Origin of the sequence: Uruburuella suis (genome assembly GCF_022870845.1) — a bacterium.
In the GTDB taxonomy this organism is placed as follows: Bacteria; Pseudomonadota; Gammaproteobacteria; order Burkholderiales; family Neisseriaceae; genus Neisseria; species Neisseria suis.
On sequence record NZ_CP091507.1, the window covers coordinates 1,436,630 to 1,463,544 of the forward strand.

General features: G+C 54.1%; 24 protein-coding genes. 11 read left to right on the forward strand and 13 right to left on the reverse strand.

All coding sequences use genetic code 11. From position 1 onward, the window contains the following. Positions 1-114: 114 nt before the first annotated feature. Positions 115-471, reverse strand: a complete 357-nt coding sequence (locus tag LVJ78_RS06485) for a RidA family protein (protein ID WP_132952225.1) — start codon at positions 469-471, stop codon at positions 115-117. A gap of 132 nt (positions 472-603) precedes the next feature. Here LVJ78_RS06485 and ybaK point away from each other — a divergent pair, with 132 nt between their 5' ends. From ybaK to LVJ78_RS06505, 4 genes are all read left to right on the forward strand, one after another. Beyond that, a complete protein-coding gene (gene ybaK / locus LVJ78_RS06490; RefSeq protein ID WP_132952267.1) occupies positions 604-1,089 on the forward strand; it encodes a Cys-tRNA(Pro) deacylase in 486 nt (161 codons plus the stop codon). A 27-nt stretch (positions 1,090-1,116) separates the two neighbouring features. Continuing rightward, positions 1,117-1,479, forward strand: a complete 363-nt coding sequence (locus tag LVJ78_RS06495; protein ID WP_132952223.1) for a DUF4870 family protein — start codon at positions 1,117-1,119, stop codon at positions 1,477-1,479. A 79-nt stretch (positions 1,480-1,558) separates the two neighbouring features. Continuing rightward, the gene (locus LVJ78_RS06500) at positions 1,559-2,434 is read left to right on the forward strand and encodes a DMT family transporter (protein WP_132952221.1); all 876 of its coding nucleotides are present in this window, start codon (positions 1,559-1,561) and stop codon (positions 2,432-2,434) included. A 31-nt stretch (positions 2,435-2,465) separates the two neighbouring features. Continuing rightward, positions 2,466-3,575, forward strand: coding sequence for a hypothetical protein (locus tag LVJ78_RS06505; protein ID WP_132952219.1), 1,110 nt, complete (start codon positions 2,466-2,468; stop codon positions 3,573-3,575). 296 nt (positions 3,576-3,871) lie between these two features. Here the strand turns inward: LVJ78_RS06505 and LVJ78_RS06510 are convergent, their stop codons facing one another. The 3 genes from LVJ78_RS06510 to LVJ78_RS06520 all read right to left on the reverse strand — a co-directional run bounded on the left by LVJ78_RS06510 (position 3,872) and on the right by LVJ78_RS06520 (position 8,352). Continuing rightward, complete coding sequence (locus tag LVJ78_RS06510) at positions 3,872-5,230, reverse strand: sodium-dependent transporter (protein ID WP_132952217.1); 1,359 nt, start codon at positions 5,228-5,230, stop codon at positions 3,872-3,874. A 237-nt stretch (positions 5,231-5,467) separates the two neighbouring features. Continuing rightward, positions 5,468-6,943 (reverse strand): anthranilate synthase component I, encoded by a 1,476-nt coding sequence (gene trpE, locus LVJ78_RS06515; RefSeq protein ID WP_132952215.1) that lies wholly within the window; start codon positions 6,941-6,943, stop codon positions 5,468-5,470. Between the two features lie 230 nt (positions 6,944-7,173). Then, positions 7,174-8,352, reverse strand: coding sequence for an acetyl-CoA C-acetyltransferase (locus tag LVJ78_RS06520; protein ID WP_132952213.1), 1,179 nt, complete (start codon positions 8,350-8,352; stop codon positions 7,174-7,176). 296 nt (positions 8,353-8,648) lie between these two features. Here LVJ78_RS06520 and leuC point away from each other — a divergent pair, with 296 nt between their 5' ends. The 5 genes from leuC (at position 8,649) to leuD (ending at position 11,554) form a co-directional block, all read left to right on the forward strand. Continuing rightward, positions 8,649-10,058 carry a 3-isopropylmalate dehydratase large subunit gene (gene leuC / locus LVJ78_RS06525; protein ID WP_132952211.1) on the forward strand — a complete coding sequence of 470 codons (1,410 nt, stop codon included), beginning with the start codon at positions 8,649-8,651 and terminating at the stop codon, positions 10,056-10,058. 141 nt (positions 10,059-10,199) lie between these two features. Next, a complete protein-coding gene (locus tag LVJ78_RS06530; protein WP_424580102.1) occupies positions 10,200-10,343 on the forward strand; it encodes an entericidin A/B family lipoprotein in 144 nt (47 codons plus the stop codon). 218 nt (positions 10,344-10,561) lie between these two features. After that, on the forward strand, positions 10,562-10,684 hold the full coding sequence (locus tag LVJ78_RS06535) for an entericidin A/B family lipoprotein (RefSeq protein ID WP_132952209.1): 123 nt from the start codon (positions 10,562-10,564) through the stop codon (positions 10,682-10,684). 27 nt (positions 10,685-10,711) lie between these two features. Continuing rightward, positions 10,712-10,852, forward strand: a complete 141-nt coding sequence (locus LVJ78_RS06540; protein WP_207894258.1) for an entericidin A/B family lipoprotein — start codon at positions 10,712-10,714, stop codon at positions 10,850-10,852. Between the two features lie 57 nt (positions 10,853-10,909). Then, positions 10,910-11,554, forward strand: coding sequence for a 3-isopropylmalate dehydratase small subunit (gene leuD / locus LVJ78_RS06545; protein WP_132952207.1), 645 nt, complete (start codon positions 10,910-10,912; stop codon positions 11,552-11,554). A 714-nt stretch (positions 11,555-12,268) separates the two neighbouring features. Here leuD and putP read toward each other — a convergent pair. From putP to LVJ78_RS06570, 5 genes are all read right to left on the reverse strand, one after another. Continuing rightward, a complete protein-coding gene (gene putP, locus LVJ78_RS06550) occupies positions 12,269-13,762 on the reverse strand; it encodes a sodium/proline symporter PutP (protein ID WP_132952205.1) in 1,494 nt (497 codons plus the stop codon). Positions 13,763-14,008: 246 nt separating this feature from the next. Next, positions 14,009-15,868, reverse strand: coding sequence for a monovalent cation:proton antiporter-2 (CPA2) family protein (locus tag LVJ78_RS06555; RefSeq protein ID WP_132952203.1), 1,860 nt, complete (start codon positions 15,866-15,868; stop codon positions 14,009-14,011). A 149-nt stretch (positions 15,869-16,017) separates the two neighbouring features. Next, on the reverse strand, positions 16,018-17,316 hold the full coding sequence (locus LVJ78_RS06560; RefSeq protein ID WP_132952201.1) for an adenylosuccinate synthase: 1,299 nt from the start codon (positions 17,314-17,316) through the stop codon (positions 16,018-16,020). Positions 17,317-17,370: 54 nt separating this feature from the next. Next, entirely contained in the window at positions 17,371-18,525 is a 1,155-nt protein-coding gene (locus tag LVJ78_RS06565) for an ATP phosphoribosyltransferase regulatory subunit (protein WP_132952199.1), read from the reverse strand. Between the two features lie 24 nt (positions 18,526-18,549). Then, positions 18,550-18,858, reverse strand: a complete 309-nt coding sequence (locus tag LVJ78_RS06570; protein WP_132952197.1) for a hypothetical protein — start codon at positions 18,856-18,858, stop codon at positions 18,550-18,552. On the opposite strand from LVJ78_RS06570, the gene gshA reads away from it, so the two are divergent. After that, on the forward strand, positions 18,857-20,203 hold the full coding sequence (gene gshA, locus LVJ78_RS06575; RefSeq protein ID WP_132952195.1) for a glutamate--cysteine ligase: 1,347 nt from the start codon (positions 18,857-18,859) through the stop codon (positions 20,201-20,203). The genes LVJ78_RS06570 and gshA overlap by 2 nt on opposite strands. Before the next feature lie 104 nt (positions 20,204-20,307). Further along, complete coding sequence (locus LVJ78_RS06580) at positions 20,308-21,141, forward strand: DUF1444 domain-containing protein (RefSeq protein ID WP_132952192.1); 834 nt, start codon at positions 20,308-20,310, stop codon at positions 21,139-21,141. 273 nt (positions 21,142-21,414) lie between these two features. Here LVJ78_RS06580 and LVJ78_RS06585 read toward each other — a convergent pair whose 3' ends face one another. From LVJ78_RS06585 to ilvA, 4 genes are all read right to left on the reverse strand, one after another. Further along, positions 21,415-22,611: an acetate kinase gene (locus LVJ78_RS06585; RefSeq protein WP_132952190.1), complete on the reverse strand. Its 1,197-nt coding sequence runs from the start codon at positions 22,609-22,611 to the stop codon at positions 21,415-21,417. Between the two features lie 165 nt (positions 22,612-22,776). After that, positions 22,777-23,298: a C40 family peptidase gene (locus tag LVJ78_RS06590; RefSeq protein ID WP_132952188.1), complete on the reverse strand. Its 522-nt coding sequence runs from the start codon at positions 23,296-23,298 to the stop codon at positions 22,777-22,779. A 315-nt stretch (positions 23,299-23,613) separates the two neighbouring features. Further along, positions 23,614-25,128 (reverse strand): phospholipase D family protein, encoded by a 1,515-nt coding sequence (locus LVJ78_RS06595; protein ID WP_132952186.1) that lies wholly within the window; start codon positions 25,126-25,128, stop codon positions 23,614-23,616. 199 nt (positions 25,129-25,327) lie between these two features. Continuing rightward, positions 25,328-26,851 carry a threonine ammonia-lyase, biosynthetic gene (gene ilvA / locus LVJ78_RS06600; protein ID WP_132952184.1) on the reverse strand — a complete coding sequence of 508 codons (1,524 nt, stop codon included), beginning with the start codon at positions 26,849-26,851 and terminating at the stop codon, positions 25,328-25,330. Between the last annotated feature and the right edge of the window lie 64 nt (positions 26,852-26,915).

A 26,915-nucleotide genomic window follows, 5' to 3' on the forward strand; every position in this document is an offset into this window, starting at 1 on the left:
TGTGGCTGTATCTTATCGTATAAATGGTTGTGTAGGCGCTTGTGTGCGCGTGAAAATCGGCAAAAGGCCGTCTGAAAACACAAAGAGGGTTCAGACGGCCTGCGGATGAAGCTTTTATTTTTGAATCTGCACGGCCGAGAGCTTGATTTCCACTTTCCATTCGGGTTTGGCCAAGCGCGCTTCCACGCAGGCGCGGGCGGGCGCGTGGCCGGGCGCTACCCATTCGTCCCAAGCGATATTCATGGCATCGTAATCGGCCAGATCGGGCAGGTAGATGGTGGCTTCGAGAATGTGTTGTTTGCTTGAGCCGCATTGGGCCAGCCAATAATCGATTTGTGCCAACACATCGCGGGTTTGGGCGGTGGCGTCGGCATCGGTGTTTTCCGGCACCATGCCGGCCAGAAACACCAGGCCGTTGGCGGTAACGGCTTCGGAGAGGCGCGCGTTTTGGCCGTGATATTGAATGCTCATGTTTGCTCCTGAATCATGTTTGGGCGGGCGCTTATGGTAACATATCGCGAAATCGCCACAAAGCCGCACGGGGCTTTGGCGGCAACTTTATTTCAACCGGCTTCAGACGGCCTTTTTAAATACCAATCCGATATGAGCAAACCCGATTATCCTATCACCGCCGCCATCCGCTTTTTGCGTGCGCACAAAATCGATTACACGCCGCGGCTTTATCCTTATGTCGAGCACGGCGGCACGGCGCATTCTGCTGCCAGCTTGGGCGTGGGCGAGCATGAAGTGATTAAAACCATTGTGCTGCAAAACGAAGCGCGCCAAGGGCTGATTGTGCTGATGCACGGCGATAAGCAGATTTCCACCCGCAATTTAGCCCGAACGCTGGGCATGAAACACATCGAGCCGGCCGATCCGAAGCAGGCCAATAAATGGACCGGCTTTTTGGTGGGCGGCACCAGCCCCTTCGGCACCAAAACTGCACTGCCGGTGTATGTGGAGCAAAGCATTTGGGATTTGGACACCATTTATATCAACGGCGGCAAACGCGGCTTTTTGGTGGCGCTCGCACCCGCAGCGCTCAAAAGCCTCAATCCGGTGAGCGTGAATGTGGCCACGGATCATTAATTATCAAACACGGAAAAGGAGCAGCAAATGAGCAACGACATCATCCAACACAACGCCCCCGCGCCCGACAATCTGCGCACCTACAGCATGATTGTTTACGGCCTTTACGCCGCTTCGCTGGTGGTCGGCATCACCTTGCTGGTGGGCGTGATTATGGCTTATGTGAAGCGCGGCGAGATGCAGGGCACGGTGTTTTACAACCATATGCAGTATTTGATTAAAACCTTTTGGGTGAGCCTGATCGGCTTTTTTATCGGTGGGCTTACGCTGGCGCTGGCGGTGGGCGGGCTGATTCTGATTGTGGTGAGCGTGTGGTTTGTTTACCGCGTGGTGGCCGGCTTTATTAAGCTTTACGAGCGCAAGCCGGTGTCGGCCGAGGGCTGGTTTTAAGCGCCTGTTTGAGGTTTCAGACCCTAATATCTTTTTTGTCAGGCCGTCTGAAAGAATGTGTTTGATATGATTGCTTAATATGATTTATTTGATAATCAGCATTTTATGCAGCGTGGCGGTGTCGGTGTTGTTGAAAATCGCCCGCAGCAAAAAAATCGACATCGAGCAGGCGGTGGCCGTCAATTATCTGATGGCCATTGCTTTGTGCGTGTATTTTTTGCGCCCCGATTTAGCCGCTTGGAAAAGCTATCTGCCCACTTGGTGGCTGTTTGCCGCGCTTGGGGTGTTGCTGCCGGCGGTGTTTGTGGTGATGGGGCGCGCCGTGGAGCGGGCGGGCATTGTGAAATCCGATGCGGCGCAGCGGCTGTCGCTTTTTCTGCCGATTGCCGCTTCTTTTGCCATTTTCGGCGAAAAGCTCACGCAAGGGCGCTTAATCGGCATTGCGTTGGCTTTTTGCGCGCTGTTTTGCCTGCTGTGGAAAGGCGAGGGCGGCAAGAAATCGGGCGGCTTTGCCGGCAATGCCGCGCTGCTTTTAGGCGTGTGGGCAGGCTATGGCGTGATCGATATTTTGTTCAAGCAAGTAGCCGCCGCCGGCACGGCTTTTTCCGGCAATCTGCTGGTGGCTTTCTGCCTTGCCGCGCTGCTGATGTTTGGCTATTTGTTTTACAAAGGCAGCAAATGGAACGCCGCCGGCATCATCGGCGGCCTGACGCTCGGCAGCCTGAATTTTGCCAATATTTTGTTTTACATCCGCGCGCATCAAGCTTATAGCAGCAACCCCACGCTGGTGTTTGCCGGCATGAACATCGGCGTGATTGTGTTGGGCACGCTGGTGGGCGCGCTGGCGTTTAAAGAAAAAATCAGCACCATCAACGCCGCCGGCATTGTGTTGGCCGTGTGTGCCATTGCCTGTTTGTTTTATTGGCCGCAGCTGGCGCGGCTGGTGAATATTTGAGATAGGAATGTAAGATAAAGAGGAGCCAGCGATGTGGTGGAATAAGCGGAGAAAATCGGAAAACGATATTCAAAATCTGATCAGATTTGAAGAAAAAATTAAAAATGATGTGAAAAACCAGCTATGGCAAGAAATGGAGCCGCGGCTGGCAGAATTTGCGAAAAAAGAGGAGCGTGCGGCAAAGGTCAAGGATGGTTGGGTTTGGCTTGAGCGGTTGCCGAAAATTTTGCCGTTGGCATCATTGGCGGCTTTTGTGATTGGTGCCATTATTGTTTATAGCTATTTGTATGCAATAGATAGCGTGAGTTTGTTTGCGCAGGTGATGTCTAGCCCGTCATCACTAGTTTCTATTTTATTCATCTTGCTGATTTTATTGATATTTATTTTTGGAATACCATTTTATGCCCCTTATGACTTTGCCAGTTCGGTGAATAAAATCAGAAAAGATAGTTGGGAAGGCCATTTGTTATGCATATTAGGCTTAATAGCTTTATTAAGTACTCAAATTTTTATTGTAAATCAATTCGATATCAGTACATGGAAAAACGATTCAATTCCGTTTAGTGTATATTTGATTATTATTGTATATTTAATTGGTTTTATCACTATTTCTATGATTTTTTATAGTTTTATTATCAAGTTTAATAAAAATAAAATTAGATTCTCATTTTTTGAATTTTTAAAATTTACTGTCAACTATGGGCGATTGCTTTTGTTTAGTTCAACCTTACTATGGTTCTCTATCATACGGTTTAGTTCATGGTTTGATTCCCCTATTTGGTTTTGGGTAACATTAGTCGTAATTTATATAGTTAATATTTTTCCATCTTTTGCATTGGTAGGCGTAGGGGAAGTAGGCGAAAACCCTAGAATTATTTGGGGCTTTCCGATATTTTTTGTGGGCATATTAGGATTCACAATGATGACGATGCCGGGATCAAAAGTTGATCTGAATTTATTGCATAAACTAGGATATATAGAAAGTCATTCTCAAGCCCGTCTGTATTTGCTTGATAAGCGGTTTATTGATTGGACTGTTTTGCCGGAACAGCAAGATGGGAAAAATGTAGACAGCAAAAAATATTTACTGCAATTGCGTGAAAGGTTTTACCCTATTTGCAAGATGGAAAGTGAGAATTAGAGAAAAATTTGTGAAGACGCAATCAAAAAATGGGGTGAGTATAATAATGCACTGTATGGCTATATGATGTGGAATTTGGGTGAGACCAAAATTTTCTGCCCGAATAATATTAAATTACCACGATATACTAAAGAATTTAAAAATGAAAGCTTTAAGTGCTTAAAAATTAAAGGGGAATATTTGTATCAATTGCCTGCACCATAAATGGATGTGTATTGAACGTTGCAATTGCAACAAAAGGCCGTCTGAAAGCTTTTTCAGACGGCCTTTATATTTTACAAACAATCCGATAACACTCAACCCAACAGGCTGGCGACAAACACGATAATCACGCCGATGGGGGCGATAAAGCGGCTGACGATTTTCCAAACGGTGTAGGCGGCGCCGCTCAAGCCCAGCTCTTGGCGGATGCTTTCCTGATTCATAAACCAGCCGGCGAAGATGATGGTGGCCAAACCGGTGAGCGGCAGCATCAGCTTGCTGGTGAGCTTGTCGAGCGCGTCGAAAATATTGTTGCCGAAAATCATCACGTCGCTCCAGCTGTTAAACGAGAGCAGGCAGGCGATGCCCAGCAGCCAAATGGCGCCGCCGGCCACGGCGGTGGCGGCTTTGCGGCTCAGCGGGGTTTTTTCTTCCAAAAGCTCTACAGTCGGCTCCAACAGCGAAATGGAAGAGGTGAGCGCGGCAAAGGTGAGCAAGATGAAGAAAAGCACGCCCAGCAAAGTGCCGCCGGTCATGTTGCCGAAGGCAATCGGCAGGGTGATGAAAATCAGGCCGGGGCCGGATGAAGGTTCGAGATGATGGGCAAACACCAGCGGGAAAATGGCGAGGCCGGCAAAAAGGGCGATTACGGTGTCGAGAATCACCACGGTGCGCGCGGTTTTAATCAGGTTGACTTCTTGGCCCAAATAAGAGCCGTAAGCCATCATAATGCCCATGCCCAGCGAGAGTGTGAAAAAGGCGTGGCCGAGGGCGGCCAAAATCACGGTGCCGTTGATGGCGCTCCAATTGGGGGAGAAAAGATAAGCCGCAGCCGCACCGAATGAATTGGTGAAAAAAGCACCATAAGCCACCAACACCAGCAGCACAAGCGCCAAAGCGGGCATCATCAGTTTGGATGCGCGCTCGAGGCCGCCGGACACGCCCATGGCCACAATCACCACGGTGAGCAACATAAAGATGCTGTGCCAGGTTAAAAGCTGGCTCGGGTTGCCCAAAAAGCCGGTAAACAGGCTTTCTGTGGCTTGGCCGTCCATGCCGTTAAAAGCACCGGAAGCGGTGATGAAAATATAATCCACCGCCCAGCCGCCAATCACGCTGTAGAACGATAAAATCAAAAAAGAGCCCAACACGCCCGACACGCCCACCAGCTTCCACGCTTTGCTGCGCCGGTTTTGCTGCGCCACATCTTCCATGGCATGAATCGGGTTTTTCTGGCCGCGCCGGCCGATCAGCCACTCGGCCACCAAAATCGGCAGGCCGATAAAGGCGATGCATAAAAGATAGGTGAGCACAAAGGCCGAGCCGCCGCTCTGGCCGGTCATGTAGGGAAATTTCCAGATATTGCCCAAGCCCACGGCCGAGCCGGTGGCGGCCAGAATAAAGCCGACGCGCGAGCCCCATTGCGCATGGCTGCTTTTGTGGTTGCTGCTCATAGATTGCTCCTTTTGATGTGTTCCCGCCGCTCGTGGCTGTTTTACGGGTTGTGAACTTGTTAAAAGTAGTTAAATTTTGCTAATCATGCCACTTAATTCAAATTTGAACAAGCGTTTCCTTCATTAATTGTCGGCAATTTTTGCAGAGCGGGTTTTGCAGAAAACGGCAAGCGGTATGGCGGGATAAAAAAAGGCCGTCTGAAAGCATTCAGACGGCCTCGTAATTTTGGATAGACTTTATTTATCCAGCCCTTCCTGCACCATTTGCGCGGCGCGCAGCACGGCACGGGCTTTGTTTTGCGTTTCCTGCCATTCGGCTTCTTCATCGGAATCGGCCACAATGCCGCCGCCGCTTTGCACATAAAGCGTTTGATTTTTAATCACGGCGGTGCGGATGGCGATGGCCAAATCCATATCGTTGTTGAAGCCCCAGCAGCCGGCCGCGCCGCCGTAGATGCAGCGTTTCACCGGCTCGAGCGCTTCGATGATTTCGAGCGCGCGCACTTTGGGCGCGCCTGAAAGCGTGCCGGCGGGGAAGGTGGCGGCGAGCACATCCATATTCGACACGCCCGGTTTCAGACGGCCTTCCACATTGGACACAATATGCATCACATGCGAATAGCGTTCGACCACCATTTTTTCGGTAACGTTAACCTTGCCGGTTTCGCTCACGCGCCCCACATCGTTGCGGCCCAAATCAATCAGCATCACATGCTCGGCGATTTCTTTGGCATCGCTCAATAAATCCTGCTCTTGCGCCAAATCTTCGTCAGCGGTTTGGCCGCGTAGGCGGGTGCCGGCGATAGGGCGCACGATGATGTTGTCACGTTCGCGGCGCACTAAAATTTCGGGCGATGCGCCCACCACATGAAAATCGCCGAAATCGTAGTAAAACATATAGGGCGAAGGGTTGAGCGTGCGCAAGGCGCGGTAGAGGCTGAGCGGGTTGTCGGAAAAAGGCAGCTTCATGCGCTGGCTGGGCACCACCTGCATACAGTCGCCCTCGAGAATATATTGGCGGATTTTGCGCACATATTCTTTATAAAGGGCTTCGCCGGTTTCATGTTCGGGCTCGGTGGCGGGGCTGCCCAGCGAGAGCGGAATGGCGCAATTTTGGCGCAATTGCGTACGCAAGGTTTCCAAGCGCTCGCGCGCGGCCTGATAGCTGTTGGGTGCGGCCGGATCGGCATACACAATCAGATAGATTTTGCCGCTCAGATTGTCCACCACGGCCAATTCTTGCGATAGCATCAGCAGAATATCGGGCGTGCCGATGCTGTCGGGCTTGGCCGCCTGCTGGAAACGGTGGGCGAAATGCTCGAAATGGTAAATGGTTTCGTAGCCGAAATAGCCCACCAGGCCGCCGGTGAAGCGCGGCAGGCCGGGGATTTCGGGCGTGTGGAAGCGGGCGTGGAATTGCTCGATAAAATGCAATGGGTTGCCGTGGTGGGTTTCCACGATGCTGCCGTTTTCATACACCTCCACTTGCTTGCCCGATGATTTCAGATAAGTGGTGCAGGGCAGGCCGATAAAGGAATAGCGCCCGAAACGCTCGCCGCCCACCACCGATTCGAGCAAATAGCTGTAGGGGCGGTTGGCCAGCTTAAGATAAAGCGATAAAGGGGTGTCGAGATCGGCCAGCAGCTCTTGCACCAGCGGAATGCGGTTGTAGCCTGCGGCGGCTTGTTGTTGGAATTGTTGCAGCGTAATCATGTTTCAGACGGCCTGAAAAGATGTTTATTAATGTGAGCGCCTATCATAACTCTTTTTAAGACTTATCGGGCCATAAATCAATCTTCACAACAAGCAAACTGCGGCGATAGCCGTTTTATGGTTAAAGCAGCCGCACATAAAAATAAGCGCGATGCAAATGCAGCGCGCTCATATTTTGTGGAGGCCGTCTGAAAAAAAACGCAGCCGGAGCTTGTCAAATAAACTGTGTTTTACACCCGCTCAAGCGCCAATGCCAGCCCCATGCCGCCGCCCACACAAAGCGTGGCCAAGCCTTTGTGGGCGCCGCGCCGCTGCATTTCGTGCAGCAATGTCACCACAATGCGGCAGCCTGATGCGCCGATGGGGTGACCCAATGCAATCGCGCCGCCGTTGACATTCACTTTTGCCATGTCAAACCTGAGTGTTTCGGCCACGCCCAGCGCTTGGGCGGCAAAAGCTTCGTTGCCTTCGATTAAATCCACATCGGCCAATTGCCAGCCGGCTTTGCCCAAAGCCGCGCGCACCGCTTCAACCGGCCCCAGCCCCATGATTTCCGGTGCCACGCCGGCGGCAGCGTAGCCGCTAACCGCAGCCAAAGGCGGCAAGCCCAGCTCGGCGGCTTTTTCGGCCGACATCAGCAGCAATGCCGCTGCGCCATCGTTAATGCCGGAAGCATTGCCGGCAGTAACCGTGCCGTCGGTTTTGAAAGCGGGGCGCAGCTTGGCCAAGGCTTCGGCGCTCGCATCGGCTTTGATGTATTCATCTTGCGTGATGCTCAGAGGCCCGCCCTTGCGCTGCGGCACGCTCACGGGTGCGATTTCTGCGTCAAACCGCCCCTCGGCGCGCGCGGCGGCCGCTTTTTGCTGCGAAGCAAGCGCCAATGCGTCTTGCGCTTCGCGGCTGATGCCGATCTTTTCCACGATGTTTTCGGCGGTGATGCCCATGTGGTAATGATGATAAGCATCGGTGAGGCCGTCTGAAACCATGCTGTCGACCAGCTTGCCGTCGCCCATTTTCAGGCCGCCGCGCATATGCATGAAATGCGGGCTTTGCGACATCGATTCCTGACCGCCGGCCACCACGATTTCCGCATCGCCGCACATAATTGCCTGCGCCGCCATCTGCAATGCCTTCATGCCCGAGCCGCACACCACATTCACTGTGGTGGCCGGTTTTTCCATCGGAATGCCCGCGGCCAGCGCCGCTTGGCGCGCCGGATTTTGCCCCACTCCGGTGGTGAGCACATTGCCCATTATCACTTCATCCACCGCTTCGGGTGCTACGCCGGTTTCGGCCAGCAGTGCTTTGATGGCCACTGCGCCCAGTTGCGGCGCGCTCACGCCGGCCAGGCTGCCTAAAAAGCTGCCGATGGGCGTGCGCTTGGCCGCCACGATGACCACTTGTTTCATCTTTAATTTGCTCCTGATTGGGTTTGTTTTTTGAATGGGGCTTGTCGGCCGTTGGTGTTGTGCGAAATAATCGACAGTTGCACAAAGCCACAGATTAAACCAAATCAGGCATTCAGCACAATCTGCACTTGATAGAAAGCATGCAATCCATCATAAAGGCCGTCTGAAATAAGACATATTGTCTAAAATAAATAGAGGTTTATTTTAAAGCGTAAAACAGATTGCCAACAAAGTCCAAAAAGTCTAATATGCATCTTTGTTTCCCCATCCAACCCTGATAAAAAAAGCAGCCCACTATGAACGCACAAACCCTTTACGACAAACTCTGGAGCAGCCATATCGTCCGCGAAGAAGAGGACGGCACGGTGCTGCTTTATATCGACCGCCATTTGGTGCACGAAGTCACCAGCCCGCAGGCCTTCGAAGGCCTGAAACTGGCCGGCCGACCGCTTTGGCGCATCGACAGCGTGGTGTCCACCGCCGACCACAACACCCCCACCGACCATTGGGATGAGGGTATTAAAGACCCGATTTCCAAGCTGCAAGTCGACACCCTCGACCACAACATTAAAGAATTCGGTGCTTTGGCCTATTTCCCGTTTAAAGACAAAGGGCAGGGCATTGTGCATGTGATGGGCCCCGAGCAAGGGGCTACATTGCCCGGCATGACGGTGGTGTGCGGCGACTCCCACACCTCCACCCACGGCGCATTCGGCGCATTGGCGCACGGTATCGGCACTTCCGAAGTGGAGCACACCATGGCCACCCAATGCATCACCGCCAAAAAATCCAAAAATATGCTGATTAAAGTGAATGGCCGTCTGAAAGCCGGTGTTACCGCCAAAGACGTGGCGCTTTATATCATCGGCCAAATCGGCACCGCCGGCGGCACCGGCTATGCCATCGAATTCGGCGGCGAAGCCATTCAAAGCCTGAGCATGGAAGGGCGCATGACCTTATGCAACATGGCCATCGAGGCGGGCGCACGCTCAGGCCTCGTGGCCGTGGATCAAACCACCATCGATTATGTGGAAGGCAAGCCGTTTGCGCCCAAAGGCGAACATTGGGCACAAGCCGTGGCCTATTGGCGCACCTTGGTTTCCGATGAAGGTGCTGCGTTTGACAAAGTGTTTGAATTCAACGCTGCCGATATCGAGCCGCAAGTCACTTGGGGCACATCGCCCGAAATGGTGCTTAACATCAACGGCCAAGTGCCCAATCCCGCCCATGAAGCCGACCCGGTCAAGCGCGGCGGCATGGAGCGCGCGCTCGAATACATGGGCTTGCAAGCCGACACGCCTTTAAATGAAATTGCGGTAGACGTGGTGTTTATCGGCTCGTGCACCAACAGCCGCATCGAAGATTTGCGCGAAGCGGCCGCCGTGGCCAAAGGCCGCCGCAAAGCCGCCAATGTGAAACGCGTGCTCGTGGTGCCCGGCTCAGGCTTGGTGAAAGAGCAGGCCGAGCAAGAAGGGCTTGACAAAGTGTTTACCGCCGCCGGTTTTGAATGGCGCGAGCCGGGTTGCTCGATGTGTTTGGCCATGAATGCCGACCGCCTCGAGCCGCAAGAGCGCTGTGCATCCACCTCCAACCGCAATTTCGAAGGCCGCCAGGGCAACGGCGGGCGCACCCATTTGGTGAGCCCCGCCATGGCTGCTGCTGCCGCCATTGCCGGCCATTTCACCGATGTGCGCACATTGGCTTGATTTTTCCGGCGGCTGTTGTGCACACCCAAAGTGCACAGGCCGTCTGAAAAGCGGAATGCAGGCCGATTTCCATTGAACTTCTTTGAGGGAGTCACCTCTAACACAGGCTGGTTGTACTTTTATTTTTAACCCAAGGAGCTCATGATGAAAAAAATCGTTTTAATCGCCATTGCCGCCGCATCTTTTTTGGCCGGTTGCAACACCATTGCCGGTGCCGGTGAAGATGTAAGCGCAGCCGGCTCTGCCGTTACCCGCAGCGCAGACAAAGTGCAATCTGATATGTAAGCAGGTTTCTCGGCCTTTGCTCGAGAAAACATGCATATGCCTCCGTCCAACACTTGATGGGTGGCAGCTTCAGAAGGCCGTCTGAATGTTCAGACGGCCTTCTGAAATAAGCAACAGATAGAGTTGTCATTTGAAAACGCAAAGGCTATGATAGCAAACACCACATTCGATTTAACGTGGCGTGTATATTTGAATCTTTCTTTAAGGAGCATTTTGCCATGAAAAAAATCATCTTGATCGGCTTGACCGCGATCACATTGTTATCCGCCTGCAACACCGTTTCCGGCTTTGGCAAAGATGTGCAGAAAGTCGGCGATAAAGTTGAAAAAGCAGCAGATTAAATCAATTTCCACCCAAAGGAGCGCACTATGTTGAAAAAAACCGTATGGCTGGCCATGGCTGCCGCCGTTTTGCTGAGCGCCTGCAACACTGTTTCAGGCTTTGGCGAAGATGTTCAAAAAGCCGGCAACAAGCTTGAGCAATCTGCCGACCGCCACGGCGCAAACTAATCAGCCGGAAGCGCCCGCCCGCTGCGGGCGCTTTTTGCCATATCAAGAGTACACAGCATGAAAGCCTTTACCCGCATCAACGCGCTGGTTGCCCCGCTCGACCGCGCCAATGTCGACACCGACGCGATTATTCCCAAACAATTTCTCAAATCCATCAAGCGCAGCGGCTTTGGCCCCAACGCCTTTGACGAATGGCGCTATCTGGATCACGGCGAGCCGGGCATGGACAACAGCACGCGGCCGCTCAACCCTGATTTTTCGCTGAACCAGCCGCGCTATCAAGGTGCGCAAGTGTTGCTCACCCGCAAAAATTTCGGCTGCGGCTCCAGCCGCGAGCACGCCCCGTGGGCGCTTGACGACTACGGCTTCCGCGCCGTAATCGCTCCCTCATTTGCCGATATTTTCTTCAACAACTGCTATAAAAACGGCTTGCTGCCCATTGTGTTGGATGAAACAGTGGTCGACCAATTGTTTCAAGAAACCGAAGCCGAAGAAGGCTATGCACTCGATATCGATTTGGCCGCGCAAACTGTTACCACGCCCGACGGCCAATCGTTTGCATTCGACATCACCGAGCACCGCAAACACTGCCTTTTAAACGGCCTTGATGAAATCGGCCTCACCTTGCAGCATGCCGATGAAATCAAAGCTTTTGAAGACAAGCGCAAGCAGGCGCAGCCGTGGCTGTTTAACCAAGTTTGATATTTGCCTTGTTAATAAGTTTTGGCCGTCTGAAACTTTTCAGACGGCCTTTTCGTATTCATACCCATTCAAAAGCAAGCTTATACCAATTCAAAAGAATAACCTTGCAAAATAAAATAAAAGCAGCGGGTAGGTTGGCTTGTAAACCCAACAAACCCACAGGCCGTCTGATACCAATCCAAAAAAATAACCTAACTTCGTTACCTCGCCTTGCCGTACTATCTGTACTGTCGTAGGCTTCCGCCTTGTTAGTTTACTTTTTTGAATGGGTATGATACCAATCCAAAAAAATAACCTAACTTCGTTGTCTCGCCTTGCCGTACTAGTTGTACTGTCTGCGGCTCGCCGCCTTGTTAGCTTACTTTTTTGAATTGGTATGAAACGTTGGGTTAATTAACCCAACCTACGCCGTTGCAGAATGCAGTTTGTATAACTTTTCTTGCATTTCACTATGCACTTTACAGGCAGACTGTGCTTGCTCATTTCCAACTATTGGCAGACAACTGTAGGTACGATTAGCCGCCACAAGCGGCGTAATCGTACGCATGACTATGGTGCCCTGTATCGTTTTATTCTTTATTCCACAATGCTCGAGGCCGTCTGAAACGTTTCAGACGGCCTCGAGCATTGTGCTAGGGTCTGTTCACATTTCATCCGTGCGTAAGATTTTGAGCGCACGGATGAATTGTGAACAGACCCTAAAGCTTGATGCACTTATTTTGCCGCTTGATACGTTTTATCAGCTTCTTCAAAATTTTTCACCACACCGGCGGGCACTTTGTCCAACAACGACACCACCACCACCGCGATGGTGCAGGCGATGAAGCCCGGCACGATTTCATAAAGGCTGCTGCCGGTGGCTTTCCAGGCCACCACGGTTACAGCACCGGCAATCATGCCCGCCAGCGCGCCGGCGGCGGTCATGCGTTTCCAAAACACCGATAAAATCACCACCGGCCCGAATGCCGCGCCAAATCCTGCCCAGGCATACGACACCAAGCCCAGCACTTTGCTTTCCGGGTCGGCCGCAATAATAATGGCAATCACCGCCACGGCCAGCACCATTAAGCGGCCGATCCACACCAATTCCTGTTGGGCGGCATTGGGGCGCAGAAAGCCTTTGTAGAAATCTTCGGTGATGGCGCTGGAGCAAACCAGCAATTGGCAGGAAAGGGTGGACATTACCGCCGCCAAAATAGCGCTCAAAATCACGCCGGCAATCCACGGGTTAAACAGCAAAGTGGTCAGCGCGATAAAAATGCGCTCGTTGTTGCCGCCCAAAGCGCTCACTTGGTCGGGATGGTTGCCGAAATAGGCAATGCCGAAATAGCCCACGGCACATGCACCGGTGAGGCACAAAATCATCCAGGTCATGCCGATGCGGCGGGCTTTCACCAAGGATTTCACATTTTCGGCCGCCATAAAGCGCGCCAAAATATGCGGTTGGCCGAAATAGCCCAAGCCCCAAGCAGCGGTGGAAATAATGCCCATCAGCGTGGTGCCGGCAATCAGGCTGCCGTATTCTTTGCCGGTGGTGGCGGCCACGCTTTGAATGGCGGCGCTCATTTCATCGGCGCCGCCCAGCGCCAAATACACCATAATCGGCGTGAGAATCAGCGCAAAAATCATCAGGGTAGCTTGAATGGTGTCGGTCCAGCTTACGGCCAGAAAGCCGCCGATAAAGGTGTAGGCAATGGTGGCACCGGCACCCAGCCACATGGCTTCGGTGTAGCCGATGTCAAACAGGCTTTGAAACAGGCGCGCGCCGGCCACAATGCCCGATGAGCAATAAATGGTGAAGAAAAACAAGATAATGGCGGCTGAAATCACTTTCATCACCTTGTTTTTTGCGCCAAAGCGGTTGAAAAAATAATCGGGCAAGGTGAGCGCATTGTTGTTGTATTCCGTGTGCACACGCAATCGGCCGGCCACCAAGCGCCAGTTGAAATAAGCGCCTATGGTCAGGCCGATGGCAATCCAGGCTTCGGAGAGGCCGGCCACGTAAATCGCGCCGGGCAAGCCCATCAAAAGCCAGCCCGACATATCGGAAGCGCCCGCCGACATGGCGGTAACAAAGCTGCCGAGGCTGCGGCCGCCGAGAATATAATCGTCAAAACTGCGGGTGGAAAAATAAGCCGCCAAGCCGATTAGCAGCACGGCAATCAGGTAAATCCCGAAAGTGACATACATCGGGTTGAAGTTTCCCATAAAAGACCTCTGATTTCTTGATATGTGGGGGATATGCAGCGCTTATGTGCTGCATTGGTGAAAGCATTTAACAGGAAACATCAGATTCAGTCAAGGTAGGTTAAGTTATGTTTTAACGATATGAGTTGGATTGAACAGTTAAATTGACAAGGCCGTCTGAAAACCTTTCAGACGGCCTTTTTCCTATGATTAAATTGAAAACAATATGACAAGCCTTGCCGGCGGCGGCTGATTTGTGCGGCCGTTTTATTGTTCTTGTGCCGGCCAATCCACTTCTTCGCCCCGCAGCAGCGCCTGCATCATCTCGGCCGTTTCCGCATCCACCGCACGGGCGATATTGGCCATTTTCGTGTTGCCGAAGCGCGGCGCTTCCGGGTCGTAAGCTTCGGCCATCCGGCGCACGCTGTGGCGGTCGCGGTGGTAGTAAAACGTGCTCAATTTTTCAGCCAGCGCTTTGTCCACCCCTAGAAATTGCAAGGCCTCGCGGCCGCTGCGCACGGCGGCATCAAAGGTTTCACGCACAATCATTTGCGCGCCGGCATGGTGCAGGGCATAAGTGTGCAGGCGGTCGTAAGCGCGTGCCACTATCGGCAAGTCGGGGCGGATGCGGTGCACATGCTCCACAATCTGCAAAGCCTGCTCACGGTTATCGATGGCCACCACCAGCAAGCGCGCCTTATTGATGCCAGCCGTTTCCAACAGCTCGGGGCGGCTGGCATCGCCGAAATAAGTTTTGATGCCGTAGCGCGACATGCCGTCCACGGTGTCTGCATCATAATCAATCACCGTGGTCGGATAGCCGCAGGAAATCAGCAGGCTGTTAACCATTTGGCCGAAGCGGCCGTGTCCGCAGATAATCACCGGGTTTTGCTCGTTGATTTCATCATGTTGCCGCTGTCCGCCCCGATAAGCACGCGGTGCCAGAATTTTATCGTAAACAATAAACAATAAAGGCGTGAGCACCATCGACAAAGCCACAATCAGCAGCACGCGCTCTGCGGTGGCCGCCGGCATCACCGCGCTTTGCACCACCAAGGCCAACAACACAAAACCAAATTCACCGGCTTGCGCCAAGCTCAATGCAAACAATTGATTGTCCGGCCCGCGCAGCTTGAAAATCCGCCCCAAAATCAGCAGCACCGCAATTTTCAGCAACATCATGGCCAACGTGAGCCCCAAGATGATGCCGAATTCATCAAACAGCAGGTTGAAATTGATGCCGGCACCCACTGTGATAAAAAACAAACCCAGCAGCAAACCTTTAAAAGGCTCGATATTGCTTTCCAACTCATGCCGGTATTCACTGTTGGCCAGCACCACGCCGGCGATAAATGCGCCCAGCGCCGGCGAGAGGCCGATGGCCGTCATCAGCGCGGCAATGCCCACCACCAAGGTGAGCGCAGATGCGGTAAACACTTCACGCATACGCGAAGCGGCGATAAAGCGGAACACCGGCCGCGATAAAAAATGGCCACCCACCACAATCGCCGCAATCACGCCCAGCGTCACCACCGCTTTCAGATAATCATTCATGCCGGTGAGCAAATTCGCTTCGTCATGCCCGCTTGCGCCATGCGCCTGTCCGAGCAATTCCGGCATGGCCAGGAGCGGCAAAAGCGCCAGCATCGGAATGGCGGCAATATCTTGAAACAGCAACACCGAAAAGCTTGCCTGCCCGCCGGGGCTGCCGAGCAGGTTTTTTTCGCCCAAGGTTTGCAACACAATCGCGGTAGAGGAAAGCGCCAATATGCAGCCCGCTGCCACGGCCACCTGCCAAGGCTGCCCCAGCGCCATCGCCGCCAGCGCAATCACCGCCACCGTGGCGCCCACTTGCAGGCCGCCGAGCCCCAAAAGCTTGTTGCGCAAGCGCCAAAGCATGCCCGGCGCGAGCTCGAGCCCGACCAAAAACAGCATCATCACCACGCCGAATTCGGCCACATGCTGGATTTCCTGCGTTTCACGCCCCACCAACCCCAGCGCGGGGCCGATAATCATGCCCGCCAGCAAATAGCCGAGCACCGAGCCCAAACCCAAACGTTTCGACAAAGGCACGGCCACCACGGCGGCAAACAGATAAATAAATGCGGTAAATAATAATGAGCCCATGATGGTGCTTTCTAAGCCGGTTTTAATTTAAGAAAGGCCGTCTGAACACGTTCAGACGGCCTTTTTGTGTGCAGATAATGCAAAACAATTATCCTGTATGTGCATGCGGGCAGGCAAACAGAATAATCGTTTTGATTTCAACTGCTTTTTCAGGCAAACGGGTGCTGCAACACAATGGTTTCTTCACGATCGGGGCCGGTCGACACAATCGCCACCGGCGCACCGCACACTTCTTCGATGCGCTTCAGATAAGCTTTGGCATTTGCCGGTAGCTTGTCGTAATCTTTCACGCCCACGGTGGATTCGCTCCAGCCGGGTAGGGTTTCATAAATCGGCACGCAGTCGGCCACCGCATCGGCACCGAAGGGCAGAATATCGGTTTGGCTGCCGTCGGGCAGCATATAACCCACACAGATATTGATGTTTTCAATACCGTCCATCACATCGAGCTTGGTGATGCACATGCCGCTGATGCCGTTTACCTGAATCGAGCGTTTCAATGCGGCAGCGTCAAACCAGCCGCAGCGGCGCGCACGGCCGGTAACTGAGCCGAATTCGTGGCCGCGCTCGGCCAAACCGGCACCCACTTCGTCAAACAATTCGGTGGGGAAAGGGCCCGAACCCACGCGGGTGGTGTAGGCTTTTACAATGCCCAACACATATTGCAGCATTTGCGGTGCCACCCCCGCACCGGCCGAAGCCGCACCGGCTAAGCAGTTGGACGAGGTAACAAACGGATAAGTGCCGTAGTCGATGTCTAAAAGCGTGCCTTGCGCGCCTTCAAACAAAAGCTTGCCGCCTTTTTCGTTGATGTCGTGTAAGGTGCGCGACACATCGGCGAGCATGGGCAAAATGCGCGGCGCCACTTTTTCAATCACCGCCATCACATCTTCCAGCTTCACGGGCTCGGCTTGATGCAGGTGTTGCAGCTGCACATTGTAATAAGCCAGATTGGCTTCTACCTTGGCTTTGAGCTTGTCGGTGTCCAGCAAATCCACCATGCGGATGGCGCGGCGGGCCACTTTGTCTTCATAAGCCGGGCCGATGCCGCGGCCGGTGGTGCCGATTTTTCCGGCGCCGCGCGAAGCTTCACGCGCTTGGTCGAGCGCCACATGGTAGGGCAGAATCACGGTGCAGGTGGGCGCGATTTTCAGACGGCCTTCTACGTTTTTCACGCCGGCGGCATTCAATTCATCAATCTCGCCCAACAAGGCTTCGGGGCTCACCACCACGCCGGAGCCGATAAAGCAGTCGAGTGTTTCATGCAGAATGCCGCTCGGAATCAGGCGCAAAATGGTTTTTTTGCCGCCCACCACCAGCGTGTGGCCGGCATTGTGGCCGCCCTGAAAGCGCACCACGCCGGCGGCTTCTTCTGCCAGCCAGTCTACAATTTTACCTTTGCCTTCATCGCCCCATTGAGCGCCGATTACCACTACGTTTTTAGCCATGTTTGGATACCTTTGAAATTTAAACTCACAAAATAAATGATATGTTTTTGGAAATTATGCGTTTTTAACCACTGCCCATTTGCCTTCTTGCGCCACCAGACGGTGGCTGCAATCGCGACTGGCGTTGGATTCGATGCCGTAGTCCACCACCACGCATTGGCCTTCGGCACGCAGCTGCTCGATGAATTCGCGTGCCTGCACGGCATCTTGCTGCGCCACCGCAATGGCCGGAGGGCGGGTGCTTTGCGGCAGGCGGCCGGTGAAAGTGCGCAGATCGAAGCTGAAGCCGGTGGCCGGACGGGCGCGGCCGAAATATTCGCCCAAGCCGTCGTAACGGCCGCCGCGCGCTACTGCATCGTGACAATCGCTGCCATAGGCGGCATATAAAAGGCCGGTGTGGTAATTGTCTACCCGCACTTCCGATAAATCGATGTGGATTTGCTGCGCACCGAATGCATCGCACACGGCCTGCAAATCATCCAGCGCTGCGCCCACGGCAAATAAATCCGGCAGCTGCGCACGCGCTTCCTGCAACACTTCGCGACCGCCGTAAAGCGTGGGCAAGAGCGCGAAAGCTTTGGCCCACATGCCGTCTAAATGCCAGACGGCCACTTGGCTGCGCACGGCTTCGGCGTCTTTATCCTGCATCAGTGCGAGCAATTGCGCCGATTGCTTGCCGCTCAATTCGGCTGCGGCGGCCAAGGCGCGGAACACGCCGATGTGGCCCAGCGAGAGCATCACTTCGCCGATGTCGCCCAGCTTGAGGCTTTTGAGCATCAAGTCGATTAATTCGATATCCGCCGCCACGCCGGCATAGCCGTAAAGCTCGGCGCCCACCTGCAAGGGCTCGCGCGTGCTTAAAAAGCCGTCGGGGCGCGCATGCAACACGGAGCCGGCATAGCACAAACGGTTGATGCCGTTGTTGGCAGAGAGCAGGTGCGCATCAATACGCGCCACTTGCGGCGTGATGTCGGCGCGGATGCCGAGCTGGCGGCCGCTGAGCTGATCGACCAAGCGGATGGTTTTGAGCGATAAGCCCGCGTCGATGTGGGTGAGCAGGGAATTGCTGTATTCCATCAGCGGCGGATGCACCAATTCGTAGCCGTGCACGCGGAACAAAGCCAAAAGCCGCTCTTTCGCGCTTTCGAGCTGGCGCGCGGTGGAGGGCAGAATATCGGCAATGTGTTCGGGAAGCTGCCAAGACTGCATGAGATTCTTTCTCTGTGAACGTAACTAAAGGCGGAAAAATCCGCCCACGTTATTAAAACCAAACTTTACCATAAAAAACTTTTTGCGGCAGCCTGTTTGTGTGCATTTGCGCACAGCACCTTTTTCCCGCAAGGCCGTCTGAACAGCCTTTAAGGGCTGTTCACCATTCATCTGCGCGCAGAGCCTTTTCCCTGCAAGGCCGTCTGAAGCGCATATAGCGTTTGCCTGTGCTTGATATAAAAATATAATCTTTGCGCTTGGGGTGAAGTTGCTATAATTACGCTTATCGTTTACAGGCCGTCTGAAGCGGCCGCCCAGTGAAGGAAACATCATGTCATTACCCGTATTGTCGCCCGAACATATGCAGCAACTGCAAGCGTTTGAAACCCAAATCCTTGCCAACCAAACCAAAATCGAAGCCTGGTTCCGCACGCAGTGGAGCGAGCACAAGCCGCCGTTTTACGGCTCGGTGGATATCCGCAATGCGGGCTATAAAATGGCTTCGATCGACATGAATCTTTTCCCCGGCGGCTTTAATAACCTTAATCCGCAATTTATTCCGCTCGCGGCGCTGGCGGCGCAAGATGCACTGGATCGCGCTTGCGAAACCGCCAAATCGGTGCTGATTGTGCCCGAAAACCACACCCGCAATACGTTTTATCTGCAAAACGTGTTTGCATTAAGCCATATTTTGCGCAGCGCCGGCTTTGAAGTGCGCTTGGGCAGCCTCAACCCGGAAATCACCGAGCCCACCGAATTCACCACCGCCGGCGGCGACACTTTGTTGCTGGAGCCTTTGCTGCGCACACGCGGGCGCGTGCATCTGGCCGACGGCTTTTCGCCCTGCGTGGTGCTGCTCAATAATGATTTATCGGGCGGCGTGCCCGATATTTTGAAAGACTTGCAGCAAACCGTGGTGCCGCCCTTGCACGCAGGCTGGACCACGCGCCGCAAAACTGCCCATTTCGCCGCTTACAATCAAGTGGCGGCCGAATTTGCCAAGCTGATTAATATCGATGAATGGCAGATTAATCCTTATTTCGAGCAAATCAGCGGCCTGGATTTTCAGGAGCGCGAGGGTGAAGATGCGCTGGCCGATGCGGTGACGCGCATGTTAGCGAAAATTCAGGCCAAATATGATGAAAAAGGCATCACCGACAAACCGTTTGTGATCGTGAAAGCCGATGCCGGCACTTACGGCATGGGCGTGATGAGTGTGAAATCTGCCGATGAAGTGCGCAGCCTCAACCGCAAAAACCGCAACAAAATGGCCAAGGTGAAAGAGGGCCTGGAAGTGAGCGAAGTGATTGTGCAAGAGGGCATCTACACTTACGAAACGCTCAATGGCGCGGTGTCGGAGCCGGTGGTGTATATGGTGGATCGTTTTGTGGTGGGCGGTTTTTTCCGCGTGCACGAAGGGCGCGGGGTAGATGAAAACCTGAATGCTTCGGGCATGCTTTTTGTGCCTTTGCAGCAAATTATTCCCGTGGCCGGCGATGAAGAAGGCGGCGAGGAGCGCAGCAAGCGCATTTTCCAGCAATGGGACAGCTTGGGCGTGCCGCAAACCAGCGGGCATTGCGATTGCGAGGGCAATCGTTTGTATGTGTATGGCGTGATGGCGCGTCTCTCGTTGTTGGCCGCTTCGTTGGAGTTGGCGCAAACTGAGCCGCAGGCATAAGGGGCAGGCCGTCTGAAAACTGTGTTCAGACGGCCTGTTTTATTTTAAGGGGCGCGTAAAGAGCCCTTGATTGAAAATATTTTATTGAAGTTAAAGGAAGGAATATGTCGTTTTTCAAAAAATGGCTGGGCAACCCCACCGAGCTGAAAAGCCATGCCGAAATTGCCGCCATGCTGCATCAGGCCGTGCAGGATGCGGGAATGGATTGCGGCGTGCCCGAGCTGGGCGCCACGGCAAACGACACTTATCTGCCGCTGGCTTCCGGCCGGGTGGCGGTGGGCCATTTTTACCGGCTTTATGCCCAAGCGCCCGAGCAGCTCGATGCTTTGGTGGCGGAATTTGTGCGGCTGAACGCGGCCGCGCCGCCGCCCTTGCCCCTGCAAGCGGAGCAAGTGATGCCCATGGTGCGCAATGTGGCCTGGTTGCAGGATTTATACCAAACCCTGAGCGAAGCGGGTGAGGCAGAGAATTGGCGCAAACATGTGCTCGCCGTGCGCTTGGAAGGTGATTTGTTGCTCACTTTTGTGCAAGACAACGGCGATAAAATCCGCACCTTGGGCGAAGCGGATTTGCACGCATTGAATCTTGCCGATATGTCGGCTTTGTATGAATTGGCGCTGGACAACCTTTTGCGGCGCGCCGAGCAGAAAATCGACATCAAAGGCGGCAACGGCCGCTATCGCGTGCGGCTGGACGGCGTGTTTGATGCGGCGCTGATTACCTTGGCCGATGCCTTGGCCGAGCAGATGCAGTTTCGCGGCCACCCTGTGTTTGCCTTGCCCTCGCGCAATGAATTGTTTGTCGGCGACAGCGCCGATGTAGAGGTGATGGCGCAATTGCAAGCGTTGGCCGCCAAGCGTTATGCCGCCGCTGCTTTTAACATCAGCCGCAAACTGTATGTGTTGGAAAACGATGGTTTGGCAGAGTGGGGCGTTTGAGTTGCTATAGTGGAATGAAAGAAAAACTTATACAGACGCATGTAGCAAGCCATATGCAGAAGCCGTTTAAACCGCGTGCGTGGCTGCGCCACACACCCTACACATGATGCTAAATTTCTTATTTTTGTATAAGTTTTTCATTCATTCCACTATAGATGCCGCATGAAAAACCGAGAGGCCGTCTGAAACTTTTTCAGACGGCCTCTCGGTTATATGCAGATCATTACGGCACGCGGTGTGCTGCGCACCCTATGATTTTAGCTGAAGATGCGTTTACAGGCCGGAAAGGCGGGCGGTGTCGTGCGCAATCATCAATTCTTCGTTGGTGGGAATCACCACGGCGCAAACGGGGCTGCCCTCTGCGCTGATGATGCCGGCATTGCCGAAGCGGGCGGCTTCATTGGCTTTGGCATCTTCTTTCAAGCCCAAAAAGCCCAAATAGCCCATCACTTTGCTGCGGATTAAATTGGAATTTTCACCGATGCCGCCGGTAAACACCAAGGCATCGATGCCGCCGGAGGCCACGCTCATGCTGGCCACATATTTGGCCAGGCGGTAGGCAAAAATTTCCAGCGCGAGCTTGGCACCTTCGTGGCCTTTGGCGGCTTCTTCTTCAATGGTGCGGCAATCGTTGGACAATTCGGAAATGCCCAACAGGCCGGATTTTTTGTTGAGCAAATCGGTGATTTGGGTGATGTTCATATTGGCGTTTTGCGCCAAAAATGAAAACACGCTCGGGTCGATGTCGCCGCTGCGGGTGCCCATCACCAAGCCTTCCAGCGGGGTGAGGCCCATGCTGGTGTCTTGGCACTGGCCATTGGCCACGGCGGCAATGGAGGCGCCGTTGCCCAAGTGGGCAATCACCATGCGCAGATCTTTTTTGTCTTTGCCGAGGAAGCGGGCGGTTTCATCGGCCACAAAACGGTAGCTCGTGCCATGTGCACCGTAGCGGCGCAGGCCGTATTTGCGGTAGAGCTCGCGCGGAATGGCATAGGTGTAGGCATGCTCGGGCATGGTTTGGTGGAATGCGGTGTCGAACACGGCCACGTTGGGCAGGCTGCCAAACACTTTCATGGCCGCGCGGATGCCCAAAAGGTGGGCGGGATTGTGCAAGGGCGCTAAGGTGATGCATTTTTCGATGCCGGCAATCACGTCGTTATCAATCAGCACCGATTCGCTGTAAAGCTCGCCGCCGCTCACCACGCGGTGGCCGATGGCGGCGATGCGATCGCGCAGGCCGTGGGCTTCGAGCTCGTGCAAAAGCGCTTCTACTGCGCCGGTGTGGTTGGGCTTGTCTTTCAGATCGACGGTGTGTTTTTCACCGTTGATTTTAAATGTGATAAAGGCATCGGGCAGAATCAGCTTGTCGCCCAGGCAGCTGAGCAACACTTCGCCGGTGTCGTTATCCAGCACGGCACCCTTCATGGATGAGCTGCCACAGTTTAAGACCAAAATAAGTTTGTTTGACATACGGGCTCCTAAAGTTTTCAGACGGCCTTAAACGCTATTCGGAAAAGGCATGAAAAAGAATGGCTAATATTTTAGCAAAAATTACCGCTGCGCGTGCGCATTGGCTGAAATTAAACTACATATCTTGATGCGCATCAGTTATTCAGCCTGCGCAAACGGCTTGGCTCAGAAAAAGGTGTGCGCACCGGTGAAGCGCTGGGAAAAATAGGGGTTGCTGAGCTTTTCGGTGCGTATGGTGCCGCGGCTCGAGGGCGCGTGGATAAATTCGCCGTTGCCGATATAAAGACCCACATGCGAATATTTGCTGCTGCCGCTGGTGTTGAAAAACACCAAATCGCCGGTTTGCAAGCGGGCGGGCGCAATGCTGCGCGAGGCGGCGGCCATATCGCGGGCGGTGCGCGGCAGGCTCACGCCCAGCGCGTTTTGATACACATATTGAATCATGCCGCTGCAATCAAAGCCGGTGGCGCTGCTGCTGCCGCCGTATTTATAAGGTGTGCCGACCAGGCTCATGCTGTGCAGCATCAATTCTTGCGCACCTTGCTCTTGCTTGATATGGCTGATGCGCACTTGGCCGGTTTTTTTGGCCTGCACCGAAGGCTTGGTTTTGGGTGCGCTTTTGCTGCTGCAACCGGCCGCAAGGCCAAGCGCGGCGGCGACAATAAAAAAGGAGAATAATGGTTTCATTGGCAAATCTTTCTGTTTCAGACGGCCTGAGACCTTTGCAAAACCAGATATCTGTCGCACCCGCGTAGGCGGGTGCCCAGCGCAAAGCAGCGCTTTGCTTGTCTCACACTTTTCTGAAAATGATAAACACCCTATAAAATCAAATATTTGATTTCTCATATTTTGATGGCGACTACCTGCCCGATAACTGAAGCTGCGCTTCAGACTGGGCTCCTGCCTGCGCAGGAGCGACGGAAAGGGTGTTTTGCAAAGGCCTCGGCCTGATAATAAAAGTGAATATAAAAGAATCAAGGCCGTCTGAAAAGGCGGCCGGCTTTATAAAAGCCCTTCAATCGGCAACACCGACAATAATTTCACCGTGAGCCGCTTCCAAAAGCCGGCTTCCGGCTCTTTTTGATGGGTCTCACCACTTTGCGGATCTTGCCATTGCAGCTTTTGCTGTTGATTGAGGGTAACTTGATAGGCGTGCTGGGGCGTGGCTTCAACCAGGCTGCGCTGAATTTCGCCGGCAATTTCGGGGCTGTCGATCAACACGCCCATTTCGGTGTTGAGGCGGGCGGAGCGCGGGTCGAGATTAAACGAGCCCACAAACACGCGCGCGCGGTCGACCACAAAAGTTTTGGCGTGCAGGCTGGTGGACGAGCTGCCGGTGAGGCCGCGGTCGCGCCCTTTCGGCACAGCGCTGCCGGGCTTGAGCTCATAAAGCGTGATGCCCGCCTGCAAAAGCGGCTTGCGGTATTTGCTGTAGCCCGAATGCACGGCAGCCACATCGGTGGCTTGCAGTGAATTGGTGAGCACGGTTACTTTTATCCCTTGCTGCGCCATATCGGCCAAGGCTTCGGTGCCGCTTTGGGTGGGCACGAAATAGGGCGACACCAAATAAATTTCCTGCTCCGGCATCAGCGCTTGAGACAATTTTGCGCCGATGGCCGGCTTGTGGCGATCGCGGTCGAGCCCTTTGGCCGGGTCGTCGCTGATCAGGCGGGTGTGGGCGGGCTGCCAGGGCACGTTGTTGTTTTTAATCGCTTCGAGCAGGTGAGATTGCGCCAAATCTTGATGATAGCGCTGCAACACCGCGCCGTTTTCGCGGCCGCCGGCATTAAGCTCGGCCATGCCTTTGGCCACCTCGGCCTTGGGAATCACACGCTCCAGCGGATAAGCCGATTCGCTGGCCCAATAGCGGTCGAAATCTTGCGACACTTCGCCCACAATCTTGCCGGTGGCCAGCACATCCATGTCGGCAAACACCGTGTCGCCCGCCACATTGAAATATTCGTCGCCGATATTGCGCCCGCCCACGATGGTGGCACGGTTGTCGGCGGTGAGCGATTTATTGTGCATGCGCCGGTTGAGGCGGGGAAAATCAGTGAGATAGCCCAGCGCACGCCATTTTCTGTTCATAAAAGGGTTGAACAGGCGGATTTCGATATTGGCGTGATGATTGAGCGCGGCGAGGATATTGTCCATGCCGTTGGTGTTGTTGTCATCAAGCAAAAGGCGCACGCGCACGCCGCGATCGGCGGCGCGATAAAGCATATTGAAAAGCAGATTGCCCGACACATCGTTGTGCCAGATATAGTATTGGATATCGAGCGCGTGATCGGCCGATTCAATCAGCGTGGCGCGTGCCACAAAAGCATCGTGCGCATCATCGAGCAGATAAATGCCGGAATTCTGCCGCTCGGCCTCTGCCGGGCGCAAAGCAGATTCCAGCCGCGGCGCGGCAGCGGCATCCACATAATGGCTCACGCTGCGCCCATCCAGCGCGGGCAGGCTCTGGCAGGCGGAAAGTAAACATAAAGGCAGCAAAAGGGTGGTGTGTTTGTTCATGAATCAATCGGCAGGTTTCGGACGGCCTGTGAAGGTCTGCTCACAATTTATCCGCGAATAAGCTTTTGAGGGTAAAAGCGTGCTTGCAAGGTGAAAAGCTTTTTTGCAAAAGCATCAGGCCGTCTGAAAATGAGGCGGATTTGCCCCAAGCTTTCAGACGGCCTGCATTTATTTCACATCATTTCAACATGCAACCCCCTCAGCCTAAAAACAATTTATAGGCGGCATTGTCGGTTTCATCTTCATAAACATAGCCAAGGTTGTCGAGAAAGGCGATAAAGGCGGCATCGTCTTGCGGCGGCACATCCACGCCCACCAGCACGCGGCCGTAGTCGGCGCCGTGGTTGCGGTAGTGGAAGAGGGTGATGTTCCAGCCGGTTTGCATATGGCTGAGGAAATTGGCCAGCGCGCCGGGGCGCTCGGGAAACTCAAAGCTCACCACGCGCTCGTTCGCCACTTTGTGGGTGCGCCCGCCCACCATGTAGCGGATGTGGATTTTGGCGATTTCATCGTTGGTAAGGTCGGTGTTGGGCAGGCCGGCGGCGCCCAGTTCGGCGCTGATTTTGGCCAAATCCTGCGTGCCGGCGGTTTGGATGCCCACGAAAATATGCGCCACTTTGTCGTCGCCGTAGCGGTAGTTGAATTCGGTGATGTTGCGGTTGCCCAACACGTTGATAAATTTCAAAAAGCTGCCGGGTTTTTCGGGAATCGACACGGCAAAAATGCCTTCGTTGCCTTCGCCCAATTCGCTGCGCTCGGAAACGTGGCGCAGGCGGTGGAAATTCATGTTGGCGCCGCTGGTAACGGCAATCAGGGTTTGGCCTTGCGCCCGGTTGCGGGCGATATAGGTTTTGAGGCCGGCCAGCGCCAATGCGCCGGCGGGCTCGGTGATGCTGCGGGTGTCGTCGTAAATATCTTTGATGGCGCTGCAAATGGCGTCGGTGTCGACGGTGATGATGTCGTCGAGCAGGTCGCGGCAGATGCGGAAGGTTTCTTCGCCCACGAGCTTCACAGCGGTGCCGTCTGAAAACAGGCCCACGTCTTTCAATTCCACCCGCTCGCCCTTGGCGATGGAGAGCTTCATGTCGCAAGAATCGTTGGTTTGCACGCCGATTACTTTGATTTCGGGGCGCACCTGCTTGATAAATGCGGCCACGCCCGCGGCCAAGCCACCACCGCCGATGGGCACAAACACGGCATCAATCGCGCCGGGGTTTTGGCGGATGATTTCCAACGCCACCGTGCCCTGGCCGGCAATCACATCGGGGTCGTCAAACGGCGGAATATAGGTGAGGCCGCTTTTTTCTACCAGCTCCATGGCATGATCATAAGCATCGTTATACGACACGCCTTTGAGCACCACTTCGCCGCCGAAATTTTTCACCGCATCGATTTTGATTTGCGGCGTGGTTTCGGGCATCACAATGGTGGCGCGACAGCCGAGCTTGCGCGCCGACAAAGCCACGCCTTGGGCATGGTTGCCCGCGCTGGCAGCAATCACGCCTTTTTCAAGCGCCTCTTGCGGCAGCTTGGCCATTTTGTTGTAGGCACCGCGGATTTTAAAGGAAAACACCGGCTGCAAATCTTCGCGCTTGAGCAACACATGGTTGCCGGCGCGCTGCGAAAGGCTGCGGGCGGTGTCGAGCGGGGTTTCAACGGCCACATCGTAAACCGATGCGGTGAGAATGCGGGTGAGATAGTGTGCGTAGGGCTTGGTATTCATGGTGTTTTTAAGAAGATGCCGCAAGTTAAGCAAAGGTAAAACCATACGCTGCAGGCCGTCTGAA

What these genes read in the sequence shown, in the direction of transcription:
- LVJ78_RS06485 (WP_132952225.1), bottom strand. Translation starts at nt 471, where the DNA reads ATGAGCATTCAATATCACGGCCAAAACGCGCGCCTCTCCGAAGCCGTT.
- ybaK (WP_132952267.1), top strand. Translation starts at nt 604, where the DNA reads ATGAGCAAACCCGATTATCCTATCACCGCCGCCATCCGCTTTTTGCGT.
- LVJ78_RS06495 (WP_132952223.1), top strand. Translation starts at nt 1,117, where the DNA reads ATGAGCAACGACATCATCCAACACAACGCCCCCGCGCCCGACAATCTG.
- LVJ78_RS06500 (WP_132952221.1), top strand. Translation starts at nt 1,559, where the DNA reads ATGATTTATTTGATAATCAGCATTTTATGCAGCGTGGCGGTGTCGGTG.
- LVJ78_RS06505 (WP_132952219.1), top strand. Translation starts at nt 2,466, where the DNA reads ATGTGGTGGAATAAGCGGAGAAAATCGGAAAACGATATTCAAAATCTG.
- LVJ78_RS06510 (WP_132952217.1), bottom strand. Translation starts at nt 5,230, where the DNA reads ATGAGCAGCAACCACAAAAGCAGCCATGCGCAATGGGGCTCGCGCGTC.
- trpE (WP_132952215.1), bottom strand. Translation starts at nt 6,943, where the DNA reads ATGATTACGCTGCAACAATTCCAACAACAAGCCGCCGCAGGCTACAAC.
- LVJ78_RS06520 (WP_132952213.1), bottom strand. Translation starts at nt 8,352, where the DNA reads ATGAAACAAGTGGTCATCGTGGCGGCCAAGCGCACGCCCATCGGCAGC.
- leuC (WP_132952211.1), top strand. Translation starts at nt 8,649, where the DNA reads ATGAACGCACAAACCCTTTACGACAAACTCTGGAGCAGCCATATCGTC.
- LVJ78_RS06530 (WP_424580102.1), top strand. Translation starts at nt 10,200, where the DNA reads ATGATGAAAAAAATCGTTTTAATCGCCATTGCCGCCGCATCTTTTTTG.
- LVJ78_RS06535 (WP_132952209.1), top strand. Translation starts at nt 10,562, where the DNA reads ATGAAAAAAATCATCTTGATCGGCTTGACCGCGATCACATTGTTATCC.
- LVJ78_RS06540 (WP_207894258.1), top strand. Translation starts at nt 10,712, where the DNA reads ATGTTGAAAAAAACCGTATGGCTGGCCATGGCTGCCGCCGTTTTGCTG.
- leuD (WP_132952207.1), top strand. Translation starts at nt 10,910, where the DNA reads ATGAAAGCCTTTACCCGCATCAACGCGCTGGTTGCCCCGCTCGACCGC.
- putP (WP_132952205.1), bottom strand. Translation starts at nt 13,762, where the DNA reads ATGGGAAACTTCAACCCGATGTATGTCACTTTCGGGATTTACCTGATT.
- LVJ78_RS06555 (WP_132952203.1), bottom strand. Translation starts at nt 15,868, where the DNA reads ATGGGCTCATTATTATTTACCGCATTTATTTATCTGTTTGCCGCCGTG.
- LVJ78_RS06560 (WP_132952201.1), bottom strand. Translation starts at nt 17,316, where the DNA reads ATGGCTAAAAACGTAGTGGTAATCGGCGCTCAATGGGGCGATGAAGGC.
- LVJ78_RS06565 (WP_132952199.1), bottom strand. Translation starts at nt 18,525, where the DNA reads ATGCAGTCTTGGCAGCTTCCCGAACACATTGCCGATATTCTGCCCTCC.
- gshA (WP_132952195.1), top strand. Translation starts at nt 18,857, where the DNA reads ATGTCATTACCCGTATTGTCGCCCGAACATATGCAGCAACTGCAAGCG.
- LVJ78_RS06570 (WP_132952197.1), bottom strand. Translation starts at nt 18,858, where the DNA reads ATGATGTTTCCTTCACTGGGCGGCCGCTTCAGACGGCCTGTAAACGAT.
- LVJ78_RS06580 (WP_132952192.1), top strand. Translation starts at nt 20,308, where the DNA reads ATGTCGTTTTTCAAAAAATGGCTGGGCAACCCCACCGAGCTGAAAAGC.
- LVJ78_RS06585 (WP_132952190.1), bottom strand. Translation starts at nt 22,611, where the DNA reads ATGTCAAACAAACTTATTTTGGTCTTAAACTGTGGCAGCTCATCCATG.
- LVJ78_RS06590 (WP_132952188.1), bottom strand. Translation starts at nt 23,298, where the DNA reads ATGAAACCATTATTCTCCTTTTTTATTGTCGCCGCCGCGCTTGGCCTT.
- LVJ78_RS06595 (WP_132952186.1), bottom strand. Translation starts at nt 25,128, where the DNA reads ATGAACAAACACACCACCCTTTTGCTGCCTTTATGTTTACTTTCCGCC.
- ilvA (WP_132952184.1), bottom strand. Translation starts at nt 26,851, where the DNA reads ATGAATACCAAGCCCTACGCACACTATCTCACCCGCATTCTCACCGCA.